Annotated in this window: 13 protein-coding genes and 1 tRNA gene; 9 read left to right on the top strand and 5 right to left on the bottom strand. The window is 73.0% G+C overall.

Features of this window, described 5'->3' with window-relative positions:
- The first annotated feature begins 3 nt into the window (after positions 1–3).
- Positions 4–1,203 carry a DNA polymerase III subunit delta' gene (locus ACIQMJ_RS03565; RefSeq protein ID WP_499759422.1) on the top strand — a complete coding sequence of 400 codons (1,200 nt, stop codon included), beginning with the start codon at positions 4–6 and terminating at the stop codon, positions 1,201–1,203.
- Here ACIQMJ_RS03565 and ACIQMJ_RS03560 read toward each other — a convergent pair whose 3' ends face one another.
- On the bottom strand, positions 1,204–2,766 hold the full coding sequence (locus ACIQMJ_RS03560) for a hypothetical protein (RefSeq protein ID WP_499759421.1): 1,563 nt from the start codon (positions 2,764–2,766) through the stop codon (positions 1,204–1,206).
- Between the two features lie 123 nt (positions 2,767–2,889).
- On the opposite strand from ACIQMJ_RS03560, the gene ACIQMJ_RS03555 reads away from it, so the two are divergent.
- Both ACIQMJ_RS03555 and ACIQMJ_RS03550 read left to right on the top strand, forming a co-directional pair.
- Positions 2,890–2,963, top strand: a tRNA-Thr gene (locus ACIQMJ_RS03555).
- Between the two features lie 180 nt (positions 2,964–3,143).
- The gene (locus ACIQMJ_RS03550) at positions 3,144–3,308 is read left to right on the top strand and encodes a hypothetical protein (RefSeq protein WP_499759420.1); all 165 of its coding nucleotides are present in this window, start codon (positions 3,144–3,146) and stop codon (positions 3,306–3,308) included.
- Here ACIQMJ_RS03550 and ACIQMJ_RS03545 read toward each other — a convergent pair.
- The 3 genes from ACIQMJ_RS03545 to ACIQMJ_RS03535 all read right to left on the bottom strand — a co-directional run bounded on the left by ACIQMJ_RS03545 (position 3,295) and on the right by ACIQMJ_RS03535 (position 5,564).
- Positions 3,295–4,245, bottom strand: a complete 951-nt coding sequence (locus ACIQMJ_RS03545; RefSeq protein WP_499759419.1) for a TIGR03617 family F420-dependent LLM class oxidoreductase — start codon at positions 4,243–4,245, stop codon at positions 3,295–3,297. The genes ACIQMJ_RS03550 and ACIQMJ_RS03545 overlap by 14 nt on opposite strands.
- A gap of 11 nt (positions 4,246–4,256) precedes the next feature.
- Positions 4,257–5,039, bottom strand: a complete 783-nt coding sequence (locus tag ACIQMJ_RS03540; protein WP_499759418.1) for a thermonuclease family protein — start codon at positions 5,037–5,039, stop codon at positions 4,257–4,259.
- 72 nt (positions 5,040–5,111) lie between these two features.
- A complete protein-coding gene (locus ACIQMJ_RS03535; RefSeq protein WP_499759417.1) occupies positions 5,112–5,564 on the bottom strand; it encodes a DUF4442 domain-containing protein in 453 nt (150 codons plus the stop codon).
- 127 nt (positions 5,565–5,691) lie between these two features.
- Here ACIQMJ_RS03535 and ACIQMJ_RS03530 point away from each other — a divergent pair, with 127 nt between their 5' ends.
- Together ACIQMJ_RS03530 and ACIQMJ_RS03525 are read left to right on the top strand one after the other, a co-directional pair.
- The gene (locus tag ACIQMJ_RS03530) at positions 5,692–6,207 is read left to right on the top strand and encodes a MarR family winged helix-turn-helix transcriptional regulator (RefSeq protein WP_499759416.1); all 516 of its coding nucleotides are present in this window, start codon (positions 5,692–5,694) and stop codon (positions 6,205–6,207) included.
- Positions 6,207–7,880 (top strand): MDR family MFS transporter, encoded by a 1,674-nt coding sequence (locus ACIQMJ_RS03525; RefSeq protein WP_499759415.1) that lies wholly within the window; start codon positions 6,207–6,209, stop codon positions 7,878–7,880. The genes ACIQMJ_RS03530 and ACIQMJ_RS03525 overlap by 1 nt, the downstream gene beginning before the upstream one ends.
- 61 nt (positions 7,881–7,941) lie before the next feature.
- Here the strand turns inward: ACIQMJ_RS03525 and ACIQMJ_RS03520 are convergent, their stop codons facing one another.
- A complete protein-coding gene (locus ACIQMJ_RS03520) occupies positions 7,942–8,448 on the bottom strand; it encodes an inorganic diphosphatase (protein WP_233824465.1) in 507 nt (168 codons plus the stop codon).
- Between the two features lie 381 nt (positions 8,449–8,829).
- On the opposite strand from ACIQMJ_RS03520, the gene dacB reads away from it, so the two are divergent.
- From dacB to hpt, 4 genes are all read left to right on the top strand, one after another.
- Entirely contained in the window at positions 8,830–10,179 is a 1,350-nt protein-coding gene (dacB, locus tag ACIQMJ_RS03515) for a D-alanyl-D-alanine carboxypeptidase/D-alanyl-D-alanine endopeptidase (RefSeq protein ID WP_499759414.1), read from the top strand.
- Positions 10,180–10,335: 156 nt separating this feature from the next.
- Positions 10,336–11,349, top strand: a complete 1,014-nt coding sequence (locus ACIQMJ_RS03510; RefSeq protein WP_499759413.1) for a zinc-dependent metalloprotease — start codon at positions 10,336–10,338, stop codon at positions 11,347–11,349.
- Positions 11,346–12,257 carry a tRNA lysidine(34) synthetase TilS gene (gene tilS, locus ACIQMJ_RS03505; protein WP_499759412.1) on the top strand — a complete coding sequence of 304 codons (912 nt, stop codon included), beginning with the start codon at positions 11,346–11,348 and terminating at the stop codon, positions 12,255–12,257. Before ACIQMJ_RS03510 ends, tilS begins: the two co-directional genes overlap by 4 nt.
- A gap of 17 nt (positions 12,258–12,274) precedes the next feature.
- The gene (gene hpt, locus ACIQMJ_RS03500) at positions 12,275–12,826 is read left to right on the top strand and encodes a hypoxanthine phosphoribosyltransferase (RefSeq protein WP_106616505.1); all 552 of its coding nucleotides are present in this window, start codon (positions 12,275–12,277) and stop codon (positions 12,824–12,826) included.
- Positions 12,827–12,902: the final 76 nt, after the last annotated feature.

The following is a 12,902-nucleotide window of genomic DNA, read 5'->3' as shown; positions in this document are numbered from 1 at the left end:
CCGGTGAACCGTGGTGTGTGGGGCGACGTCGTCGGCCAGCCCGAGGCGGTCGCGGTGCTGTCGGCGGCGGCGGAGGCCGCCGCGTCGATCGTGGCGGGGGGGTCGCCCGCGCCGGGTGCGATGACCCACGCGTGGCTGTTCACCGGGCCGCCCGGCTCGGGTCGCTCGGTGGCGGCACGCGCGTTCGCCGCCGCGTTGCAGTGCACCGCCGTGGACGACCGGCCGGGCTGCGGCTCGTGCGCCGGGTGCCACACGACCCTGGCGGGCACGCACGCCGACGTGCGGGTGGTCGCGCCCGAGGGCCTGTCGATCTCGGTGGCCGAGATGCGGTCGCTGGTGCAGGTGTCGGCCCGGCGGCCGACGTCCGGGCGCTGGCAGGTGGTGATCATCGCCGACGCCGATCGGCTCACCGAGGGCGCGGCGAACGCGCTGCTCAAAGCGGTGGAGGAACCCCCGGCGCGGACCGTGTTCCTGCTGTGCGCGCCGTCGGACCACCCGGACGACGTGTCGGTGACCATCCGGTCGCGGTGCCGGATCGTGTCGCTGGCCACGCCCCGGACCGCGTCGATCGCGTCGGCGCTGGAGGACGAGGGCGTGGCCCCGGAGGTGGCGTCCTGGGCGGCCTCGGTGTGCGGCGGGCACGTGGGGCGGGCGCGGCGGCTGGCCACCGACGAGCAGTCGCGGGCCCGGCGCGAGGCCGTGCTGCGCATCCCGATGGCGCTGCGCCGGCCCGCGGACATCTTCACCTGCGCCGACCAGCTCGTGTCGGCCGCCGAGGGCGACGCGCAGACCGCGAACGAGGGCCGCGACCAGGCCGAGCGCGAGGCGTTGGAGACCGCGATGGGCGCGGGCGGCACCGGCAAGGGCACGGCCGCCGCGACCCGCGGGGCCAAGGGCGCGCTGAAGGACCTGGAGAAGCGGCAGAAGTCGCGGGCCACCCGCACCCAGCGCGACTCGCTGGACCAGGCGCTGGTCGACCTGGCCGCGTTCTACCGGGACGTGCTGGTGACCGCGACGGGCGCGCCCGCCGTGCTCAACCACCCGGACCGGGCCGAGGACGCGCGCGCGGCGGCCTCGGCGTGGACGCCGGAGTCGACGCTGCGCCGGCTGGAGGCCGTGCTGGGCTGCCGGACCGCGCTGGAGCTGAACGTGAAGCCCCGGATCGCCATCGAGGCCATGCTCACCACGCTCCAGCGGGGCTGATCAGGGCTTCAGCGGGCGGCGGCGGGCCGGCAGGGCGGCGACCACCACCACGCCGAGCAGCAGCAGGGCCGTGCCGGTCCAGAAGATCGGGACCGTCTTGTAGGCGGCGTTCGTGTAGGCCAGCGGCCGGCCCTGCGCCGGCGGGGCCGCCTGGCCGCCGCCACCCGGCGGCGCCTGCGCCGGGGCGCACACCACGCCGCCGTTCGGGGCCGCCGCGCGCACGACCTGCTCGCCCAGGGACACCTGCGCCAGCGCCGACGGCAGGTTCGGCAGGCCGAGCGCGTCGGTCGGCAGCAGCTGGAGGTCGAGCAGGCGCGCGGTGGCACCGAGCATGTACCCGTTGATGGTCGGTCCGCCCTGCTGGAGCGGGCCGTCGAGCACCACGTCCTTCTGGTTGAGCTGCGCGACCTGGAGCCGGAGCACGCCGATGTCCAGCTTGGGCAGGCCCTCCGCCAAAGCTCCGACGAGCGGCAGCTCCCGACCGGCCGTGACGCCGATCGGGACGTCCAGCTTCGGGTTGGCCGCGTCGAGCGTGCCCAGTTCCCGGCCGCCCTGACCGACCCGCAGCACGGGGGCGGTGTAGGTGATCCCGGACGTGGCCCGGTCGCCGGTGGACAGCGCGACCAGGGTCGGCGGGCTCACCACGTCGACGCGGATCTCGGCGGGCGTGCCGGCGAGGAGCCGGATGCTCGCGGCCTGGAGCGTGGACGTCGACCGCACGGCCTTGTTCGGGCTGCCGGGCAGGTCGACCAGCTCGACGGTGGAGTGGGCGGCGAGCGTGTCGGGCAAGCTCAGCAGCGAGCCGTTCGCGCCGGTGTCGGGCGTGCCGGAGAGCAGGCCGCCGAGTTGGCTCAGCGGCGCGGCGAGCTGCTTGACGTCGTCGATCAGGGCCTGCTTGGCGGCGGCGTCGAGCTTCGGCGTGTCCTGGGTGAGCAGGCCGGTGAGGTCCGGCGTGCTCGGCAGGGTCGGGATGGCGTTGAGGACGCTCAGGGACGCGACGGAGGTCTTGGCGTCGGCGAGCGGTGAGACGCACGGCCCGAGCTCGTCGTCCCAGCGGGCGTGCGCGCTGCCGTTGAGCAGACCGACCTTGAGCAGGGCGTCCAGCGGGGTGGCGGGCGGCGTGAGGCCGCCGGTGACGGGCTCGGCGTTGTCCGGCGAGGCGGTCTGCACCAGCGTGCCCGGCGTCTGCGGCGCGCGGCCCCCCACCGCGAACCCGAGCGGCGACGCCTGCGCGACCGCCCGTTCGTAGGACAGGTACGCCTCGGTGTTGGCCTGGGCGGAGGCGAGCCCGACGCCGATCTCGGCCGCCGACTGCCGGGGCAGCTGCTCGCCGAAGCCGGGCAGGATCGTGCCGGTGGGCGTCGACTCGGGGGCGAGCCGGACCACGGCCAGTCCCGTGCCCGCGTCACCGATCGCGTGCGCGTTCAGGGGCGGCCCCGAGGACACCGGCGGCTGGTTCGGGTCGCGCGGTCCGGGCACCGGCGTCGTCGTCGGCTGGGCGAGGGCGGGTGCGGCGCACAGCGCGACCAGCACGGCGGCGGCGGGCACAGCCATCAGGCGCATCGGTCGGACCTCCCTGACAGCGGCGTCATCGTGGGGCGCGCGCGTGAGCGGCGTCACTGTTGCTCTAACGAAGCACCCCCGGTTCGGTGACGCCGGGGAGGTCGGCTATAGTTGTCGCGTCTCGCCGCCTTAGCTCAGTCGGCCAGAGCGGCTCACTCGTAATGAGCAGGTCATCGGTTCGATTCCGATAGGCGGCTCGCGGGATAGAGGACAGGACCAAGTCGGGGTACCGGCTTGGTCCTTCTTCTTTGTCCGGCCCCTGCACGGCCCTTGTCGACTACGGGGCGAGTCGGCGAAACTGCTCCATCAGGGTGACCTTTTCACCATTGGCGTCAGGTGTGGGCGACGGTGTCGTTGCCCCCGTGGAGGTGATGGCGATGGTCACGATGGTCGTGCTGACCGTGTTGGCGCTGCCGCTGGCCGTGCTCGCGGCGCGCGTCGGGCGGCGGCGCTGGGTGCGGCGGGCCGTGGCTCGGGCCGAGCTGTTCCGGCACTGGATGCCGCGCGACGAGCCGAGCGGGCACTACCTCATCCGGTCCTGAGGACCGGCGCGGCGATCCGCGTGATCACGTCGCCGTAGCGGCGGTCCACCTCGGCCCGCACCTCCGCCGGCGTGCCGACGACGGCGAACGCGGCCAGCACCTCGTCGGTGATCGCGGCGGCCATGTCGTCCCACGCGCGCCGCCGCGACAGCCGGTGCAGCTCCTCGTGCAGCTCGCCCCAGCCGTGCAGGTCCAGCACCTTGCGGTAGGTGGGCGTCGAGCCGTAGAACGCGATCTGCCGCTTCACGTCGGCCACGCCCCGCTCGTCGCACGCCACCAGCGACGGCCCGCAGACCTCCAGCCCGGCCGTCGGCTTCCCGGCCTTGGCCCGGCCGCGCGCCAGCGCGGGCAGCGTCACCTCGCGCAGGTACCGCTCGGTGGTGAAGTTGTGGCACAGGAAGCCGTCCGCCACCTCGCCCGCGACCTCGGTCATCAGCTCGCCGACGCCCGCCAGCCACACCTTCGGCGGGCCGTGCGGGTTCGGGCCGGGGTCGAAGAACGGCGTCATCAGCGTGTGGGTGTAGAACTCGCCGCGGAACCTCAGCCGCTCGCCGGTCTCCCACGCGTGCCAGATGGCGCGCAGGGCCAGCACGAACTCGCGCATCCGCGCGGCGGGCCGGGACCACGGCATCCCGAACCGCTTGGTGACGTGCGGCTCCACCTGGGAGCCCAGGCCCAGGTTGAACCGGCCGCCCGACAGCAGCTGCAGGTCGTTGGCCTGCACCGCCGTGCTCATCGGGTTGCGCGCGAACGCCACCGCGATCGCCGTGCCCAGCTCGACCCGCTCCACGTGCCCGGCCACGCGGCCCAGCGCCAGGAACGGGTCGTGCCGGGTCTCGGCCACCCAGAAGCCGTCACACCCGTCGGCCTCGGCCGCCCGTGCCGCGTCCAGCACGGTCCGCGGGTCGCACTCGATCTCCAGCCGGTCCACCTTCACGCCGCTGGAACCTACTCGCAGGCCACGCCGTCCTTGTTCCGGTCCAGGGCGGCGCGGTAGCCGGGCTGTCCTGCGTACAACGGCGCCTTGCCGGCGGCCCGGACGGCGTCGCAGTTGGCGTAGTAGGTGTCGACCGGGGCCGGCTGCACCGGTTGCGGTGCCGGCGGGGGCGGGTCGTAGGTGGGCTTCGGCGCGGGTGGCGGAGGCGGTGGCGGCGCCACGATGTCCGCGCCGGCGCACGGCGCGCCCCACAGGCCGAGGCCGGCCGCCTTCGCCGCCTCCTGGGCGGAGACCAGGGCGGCGGTCGCGGTCGCCTCGACGCGGGCCATGCCCTTGCCCACCGCGTGCACGGCCAGGTCGACGCCGTCGGGCAGCAGCACGGTCGCGCCGACCACCCGCAGGTCCTTGCCGGCTGACGCGGTCTTCAGGAAGTCCACGGCGGCGGCGGACCAGCACTCGCCGGGCTGGGCGAGACCGGCCAGCTGCACCCGGCCGCCGCCCGACACGGTGATCGTGCGCCCGTCGACCACTTCGGCGACCGTGACGGGTGGGGGCGTGGTGGTGGTTGTCGTGGTCGTGGTGGTCGACGGGGACGTCGACGTGGTGGTTGTCGTGGTCCCCGTCGCGTTGAGGGCGCGCGGGCTGCCGTCCTCCGGCTTCGGGTTCGTGATGCCGACGATGAACAAGAACAGCACCACGACACCGACGGTGATGAGGATGCGGCGCTTGCGCGGGAGCCCGCGCCAGGAAGCTAATGGTCCCGAATCCGCCGGGCCTGCGGGTCTACCTGCCATGCCCGCCTCATCGCCCGCGCCACCACCGCCTGTTACCCACGTCACGTGGCATGCTCAGGCGGTCACGCTCGGTCAGCGGTTCGGGCGCAGGGTCCACACGACGGTCATCTCGCCGGTCGTCACGCCCTGCGCGTCGGTGATCGTCACGGTGACGGGGAACTCCGGCCGGACGCCCGACTCCAGCTCGGCCACGACCTCGGCGGCGGGCCGGCCCAGGACGGCTTCGGCGCGCAGCGGGCCCAGGGCCAGCTTCTTGTAGGCGATCCCGGACCGCGCGACCAGCGGCGTGGCCTGGTCCAGGTGCGGCGCGAAGGCGGCCATCACCACGGCGCCCGAGGCGGACTCGGCGACGCCGAACATCATCGCCGCGTGCGGCCCGCCGACGTGGTTGCGCAGGTCCTCGCGGTCGGGCAGCTCGGCGACGACGCGGTCGCCCGAGACCTCCGGGAACTCCACGCCCATGGTCCTCACCCACGGCACGGCCTGCTTCAACGCGTCGGCGACGAACGAGTGGTCGGTGCTCATGAGCCGGATGCTACCGACCGGTAACCATGAGACCGGGGTCACGGGTAATCCGTTTGCGGTATCACCCGGACGAGCGCATGCTTGTACCTAGCAACTAGTTGGTTGATGCAAGCAAACGGAGCGTGCGATGGCGACCCCGGTGGGTGACGAAGTGCGGGCCGACGAGCTCGTCCTGGCCGACCGGCTCGGCATGGCCTTGGTGCGGATGAACAAGATGCACGCCTGCGTCGCCTCGCACATGAGCAAGTCGGGCCTGGACAAGGCTTCTTTCGTGCTGCTGGCCAACCTCGACCAGCTCGGTCCGTCGCGGTCGAGCGCCCTGGCCGAGGCGGTGTTCTCCGATCCGTCCACGGTCAGCCGCCAGGTGGCGACGCTGGTCAAGGACGGCCTGGTGGAGCGCCGGGCCGACCCGGAGGACGGCCGGGCGAGCGTGCTCGCGGTGACCGAGGCGGGCAAGCGCCTGCTCGTCGAACGCCGCGCGCAGCGCAACCTCGCACTGGCCCGGCTGTTCACGGACTGGTCCCCGCAGGAGTGGACCGAGTTCATCGAGTACTTCGAGCGCTTCGTGGGGGACTACGAGAAGGCGCTACCGGATTTCATCGCTGAGAGCGGACTGGGGCCGCGCTCAGAAGGGGAGAAGTGATGTCGGAAACGACAACCCGAGCGGACGCGCCGCCACCCGGCGCCGCCCTGCTCACCCACCGGCAGATCCTGACGATCCTGTCGGGCCTGCTGCTCGGGCTGTTCCTGGCCGCGCTCGACCAGATGATCGTGGCGACCGCCATGAAGACCATCGCGGACGAGCTGCACGGCCAGACCCTCCAGGCGTGGGCGACCACCGCCTACCTGATCACCGCGACGATCTCCACGCCGCTGTACGGCAAGCTGTCCGACATCTACGGCCGCAAGCCGATGTACCTGACCGCGATCTCGCTGTTCCTCGCGGGCTCGCTGCTGTCCGGCATCGCGAACTCGATGTACGAGCTGGCCGCGTTCCGCGCGGTGCAGGGCCTGGGCGCCGGTGGCCTGATGTCGCTGGCCATGGCGATCCTGGCGGACATCACGTCGCCGCGTGAGCGCAGCCGCTACACGGGCTACTTCATGGCGGTGTTCGGCATCTCCAGCGTCGCGGGCCCGGTCGTCGGCGGCCTGTTCGCGGGCATGGAGTCGTTCCTGGGCACGGCCGGCTGGCGCTGGGTGTTCCTGATCAACGTGCCGATCGCCCTGATCGCGCTGGTCGTGGTGGCCAAGGTGCTCAACATCCCGCACAAGCGGGTGAACCACCGGATCGACTTCGTCGGCGCGGGTCTGCTCACCATCGGCCTGGTGCCGCTGCTGATCGTGGCCGAGCAGGGCCGCGAGTGGGGCTGGGCTTCGGGCACCGCGATCGCCATGTACGTCGTCGGCGTGCTGGGCCTGGTCGGCTTCGTGTTCATCGAGCGCCGGATGGGCGACGAGGCGCTGCTGCCGCTGCGGCTGTTCCAGCGCCAGACGTTCTCGCTGGGCAACCTGATCAACTTCATCCTCGGCGTCGGAATGTTCGGCGGCATGGTCTCGCTGCCGCTGTACCTGCAGATCGTCAAGGGCTACTCGGCCACCGAGTCCGGCCTGATGATGCTGCCGCTGACGTTCGGCATCATGATGGCGGCGGGCACGAGCGGCAACATCACCGCCAAGACCGGCCGCTACAAGGTGTTCCCGGTCGTCGGGTTCGGCGTGATGACGATCGCGCTGTTCCTGTTCAGCATGGTCGGCACGGACACGCCGATCTTCCAGCCGCTGGTGCTGATGTTCTTCCTGGGCGCCGGTCTCGGCCTGTGCATGCAGACCCTGCTGGTGGCCATCCAGAACGACGCCGAGCCGCGGGACATGGGCGTGGCGACCTCGTCGGCCACGTTCTTCCGCCAGATCGGCGGCACGGTCGGCACCGCGGTGTTCCTGTCGATCCTGTTCAGCACGGTCGCCGACAAGATCGGCGGCGCGCTGCGCACGGCGGCCGGCACGCCCGACTTCCAGGCCGCGCTGGCCCGGCCGGAGAACCGCGAGTTCGCCGTCGGCCTCCAGAGCGGCACGGGCTTCGACCTGGACAACACCGAGTTCCTGGCCAAGCTCGACCCGGTGCTGGCGCGGCCGTTCCTGGACGGCTTCTCCGACTCCATCGGCCTGGTGTTCATGGTCGGCTCGCTGGTGACGCTGATCGGCTTCGCGCTGATCTGGTTCCTGCGCGAGGTGCCGCTGTCCAACCGGTCCGGTCTGGAGCGGGTGCAGGACGAGAAGGACGCGGGCGAGCAGCCCGCGCCGATCGCGATGCACTGACCCGCCGAACGCGGAAGAGGCCCGCTCCCGGACTCCGGGGGCGGGCCTCTTCACGCGTCGCTCAGTGGTGTTCTTCGCCGCGCGCGACCGCGTCCTTCAGGCGCTGGTACGAGCGCACGATCTCGGCCTCGGCCTCGGTGCGGCCGACCCACGTCGCGCCCTCGACGCTCTTGCCGGGCTCCAGGTCCTTGTAGACCTCGAAGAAGTGCTGGATCTCCAGCCGGTAGAACTCGTTGAGGTGGTGGATGTCGCGCAGGTGCTCCGAGCGCGGGTCCTCCGCCGGGACGCAGAGCAGCTTGTCGTCGCCGCCCTTCTCGTCGGTCATGCGGAACATGCCGATCGCGCGCGCCTTGATCAGGCAGCCCGGGAACGTCGGCTCCTGGACGAGCACGAGGGCGTCGAGCGGGTCGCCGTCCTCGCCCAGGGTGTCGTCGACGAACCCGTAGTCCGCCGGGTACTGAGTGGCCGTGAACAGGGTCCGGTCCAGCCGGATGCGCCCCGTCTTGTGGTCCATCTCGTACTTGTTGCGGACCCCCTTGGGGATCTCGATGGTGACGTCGAACTCCACTGCGCGGTCCTCGCTCGTCTTCGCCGTTCGTTACGCCACTAGTGTGGACTACGACGTCTCGTCAACCCCTTGCCGAGGGTGTGACGTTGCCCGTACTCGACCGCGGAGGACTGCGTGCCCGACGAGCCATCGTGGCCGACCGTTGATGGCGACGAGGTCGACCGCGAGCCGCCAACGGTGCAGGTCAGGCGGCCTGACCCGCCCACGATGCGGATCCAGGCGCCGGTGCCGGCCAAGCCGGTCCGGGTGCCGCCGAAGCCCGCCTCGACGCCCCCTCCGGCCCCGTCGACCGAGATCAAGTCGGAACCTGAACCGGTCCCTGAACCGATCACGGACCGTGAAGAGCCGCCGCCGCCGGTCCGGCGGCGCAAGCGTCCGTTCGTGGTGGCCGCGGTGGTGCTGCTGGTGCTCGCGCTGGCCGGCACGGCGGTGGTCGGGACGCAGCGCGGCTGGTTCGACGCCACGCCCGCGCCGACGACCGCCGCGCCCCTGCCGCCCGCGCCCGTGACGCTGTCGATGAAGGGCGTCGGCGCGGACGGCGTGGCGCCCACGGCCGCGGGCGTGCGGTCGGTGCTGGCCGGTCCGGCGGCGAACGCGCTGCTGGCGCCGCTGGCGGGTCTGGTGGTGGACCCGGTCACCGGCTCGCCGCTGTGGAACCAGGGCGAGACCACGCCGCAGACGCCCGCGTCCACGATCAAGGTGCTGACCGCGGCGGCGGCGCTGCTGGCGCTCGACCACACCTCCCAGTTCTCGACCAAGGTCGTGCGCGGCGCGCAGCCGGGGTCGGTCGTGCTGGTGGGCGGCGGCGACCCGACGCTGTCGTCCCTGCCCGCGGGCCAGACCACCGTGTACCCGGGCGCGCCCACGCTGGACGACCTGGTCGAGCAGGTGCGGGCCAAGGGCGGGCAGGTCACGCAGGTGCAGTACGACGTGTCGCGGTACGCCGGTCCCGGCACCGCGCCCGGCTGGCACCCCGACGACGTGCCCGGCGGGTACGTCGCGCCGATCGAGCCGGTGATGCTGGACGGCGGGCGCGGCGACCCGACGAAGTCCGACACCCCGCGCACGGCCACGCCCGCGGAGGCGGCCGCGCGGGCGTTGGCGCAGCGGCTGGGCGTGCCCGCGGTGGCGGCGGGCGTGGCGTCGCCGGGCGCGGAGGTGCTCGGCGAGGTGAAGTCCGTGCCGGTGGACCAGCTCGTCGAGAACCTGATGCAGATCTCGGACAACGTGCTGGCCGAGACGATGGCGCGGGAGGTGGCCAAGGCGCGCGGGCTGGAGCCGTCGTTCACCGGCGCGGCGCAGGCGGTGCGGGACGTGCTGACCGAGCACGGGTTCGACCTGTCGACGTCCACGGTCGTGGACGGCAGCGGGTTGTCGCCGAACGACAAGGTCCCCGCGAAGCTGCTGGCGGACGTGCTGGTGGCGGCGGCGAAGCCGGACGCCTCCGACGCGCGGACGGCCAAGCTGCGGCCGTTGCTGACGGCCCTGCCGGTGGCGGGCGGCAGCGGCACGCTGGCGACCCGGTACGCGCAGTGGGGCGCGGGCGGGCGCGGCTGGGTGCGGGCCAAGACGGGCACGCTGACCGCCGTGAACACGCTCGCGGGCGTCGTGGTGGACGTGGACGGCCGGCTGCTGGTGTTCGCGTTCATGTCGTCGAGCCCGGAGAACAACGACCGGGTGCGCGGCGCGCTGGACGAGATGGCCGCGGCGCTGCGCGGCTGCGGTTGCTGACCGTCCCGAGCGTTGAACTCGGGGTACCCGAGCGTTCGACTCTCGGGACCCGAGCGTTCGACTCGCGCGAGAGTCGAACGCTCAGCGCCCGGGAGTCGAACGTTCGGGACCCCCGAGTTCTACGTTCCGGCGGTCGGCGCAGGTAGCGTCAGGGGCGTGAACCCGGCGACGCAGGACCGCAGTGCCCCGGTCGATTGGGCCCTGGCCGTCACCACGGCGACCAGGCTCGTCCGCCCCGGCCCGATCGTGCCCAGAGCCGAGGCCGACGTCGCCGTGCACCGCCTGCGGGAACTCGCCGTGGACGCCGAGGTGCACGTGCGGGAGCTCACCGGCCTCGGCCACGGCCTGCCGCTCGCGCAGGGCGAGGTGGTCGACCGGCCCGGCTGGGTGCGCGCCGCCGTGCAGGGCCTCGCCGCCCTCACCGACGGCGCCCTGCCCAAGCAGTCCGGCGCGCTCAGCGGCGTCCTCGCGGGCACGGCGGGCGTCCAGGCGGGCGTCGTGGTCGCGTTCCTCAGCGGCCGGGTGCTCGGCCAGTACGACCCGTTCTCCGACGGCGGCAGGCTGCTGCTGGTCGCGCCGAACATCGTGGGCGCCCAGCGGGCCCTCGACGTGCCCGGCGAGGACTTCAGCATGTGGGTCTGCCTGCACGAGGGCACCCACCGCCTGCAGTTCACCGCCGTGCCGTGGCTCGCCGACCACTTCGCGGGCCTGGTCGCCACCCTGCTCAACAGCATGGACGAGGGCTTCGCGCCGCGCCTGCGCGACCTGCCGAAGCGGCTGCGCGAGGCGGGCGGGCTGGTGGAGCTGCTGCAGAGCCCCGGCCAGCGCGAGGTGCTGGACCGGCTCATCGCCCTGTCGACCCTGCTGGAGGGCCACGCGGACCACGTGATGGACGCCGTCGGCCCGGAGGTCGTGCCGTCGGTCCGCACCATCCGCGAGCGCTTCACCGCCCGTCGCCAGGGCGGCGGCGTGCTCGACCGCGTGCTGCGCACCCTCCTCGGCGTCGAGGCGAAGGTCCGTCAGTACGCCGAGGGCGCGGCGTTCACCGGGCACGTCGTCGACGCGGTCGGCATGGACCGCTTCAACGCCGTCTGGACCAGCCCCGACACGCTCCCGACCCGCGCCGAGATCGCCGACCCGGCGGGCTGGCTGCGTCGCGTCCAACCGTGAACGGACCGCTCGCCGAGGTGCGCACCGCCGTCAAGCGCTTCCTCGCCGAACACCGGCCCGAACGGGTCGCGGTGGCCGTCAGCGGCGGCGCGGACTCGCTCGCCCTCGCCGCAGTCACGGCGGGGCTGACCGAGGCGTCCGCCGTCGTCGTGGACCACGGCCTGCAACCCGGCTCGGCGGACGTCGCCGAACGGGCCGCGCGCACGTGCCGCGCCCTGGGCCTGACCGCCGAGGTGCGCCGGGTGGAGGTCACCGGATCGGGTGGACCTGAGGCCGCCGCCCGCAAGGCCAGGTACGCCGCGCTGAGACCGGAGCACGGCCTGGTGCTGCTCGGCCACACCCGTGACGACCAGGCGGAGACCGTCCTGCTGGGCCTCGGCCGCGGCTCCGGGCCGCGCAGCATCGCGGGCATGCGCCCGCACGACCCGCCGTGGGGCCGCCCGCTGCTGCGCGTCTCCCGGGCGACGACCAGGGCCGCGTGCGACGAGCTCGGCCTCACCCCGTGGGACGACCCGCACAACGAAGACCCCCGCTACACGCGCGTCCGCCTGCGCCGCGAGGTCCTGCCGCTGCTGGAGGAGGTGCTCCAGGGCGGTGTGGCCGACGCCCTCGCCCGCACGGCCGCCCACCTGCGCGAGGACAACGACGCGCTGGACGAGCTGGCCGGGGCGTTCGCGGGCGACCGCTGCTCGGTGGCCGAGGTCGAGCGGCTGCCGACGGCGCTGCGGCGGCGCGTGCTGCGGCGGTGGCTGCTGGAGGAGAACGTGCCCGAGTTGTCCGACTCCCACCTGCGCCGCGTGGACGCGCTGGTGAGCGAGTGGCGCGGGCAGGGCGGCGTGTGGCTGCCCGGCGGCTTTGTGGCGCGGCGCGCTCATGGCAGGCTGCGAGTGGAACCAGTGCAGTCATGACAAAAGGGGAACCGTCCGTGTACGACGGCGACATCAGTTCCGTGCTCATCAGCGAGCAGGAGATCAGCGACAAGGTCACCGAGCTGGCCAACAAGGTCGCGGCTGACTACCCGGCCGACGGCGGGAACGACCTGGTGCTGATCACCGTGCTCAAGGGCGCGGTGATGTTCATGACCGACCTGGCCCGGGCGTTGCCGGTGCCGGTGCAGCTCGAGTTCATGGCGGTGAGCTCCTACGGCTCGTCGACCTCGTCCTCCGGGGTGGTGCGCATCCTCAAGGACCTCGACCGGGACATCGCGGACCGCGACGTGATCATCGTCGAGGACATCATCGACTCCGGCCTGACGCTGTCGTGGCTGCTGAAGAACCTGGCGTCGCGCAAGCCGCGGTCGCTGGAGGTCTGCACGCTGCTGCGCAAGCCGGACGCGGTCAAGGTCGAGGTGCCGGTGAAGTACGTCGGCTTCGAGATCCCGAACGAGTTCGTGGTGGGCTACGGCCTGGACTACGCCGAGCGCTACCGGGACCTGCCGTACATCGGCGCGCTGGACCCCAAGGTCTACTCGAGCTGAACAGCGAGAACGGGGGCGGTCTTCAACGGACCCCCGCGAGGCCGCGTCGGTCTGTCGTGTCGCCTTTCCCGCCGAT

The sequence above is a fragment of the Actinosynnema sp. NPDC091369 genome, assembly GCF_044757065.1.
Classification (GTDB): Bacteria; Actinomycetota; Actinomycetes; order Mycobacteriales; family Pseudonocardiaceae; genus Actinosynnema.
The sequence above is the reverse complement of the archived record's forward strand: the minus strand, read 5'-3'. Positions and strand labels throughout refer to the sequence as shown.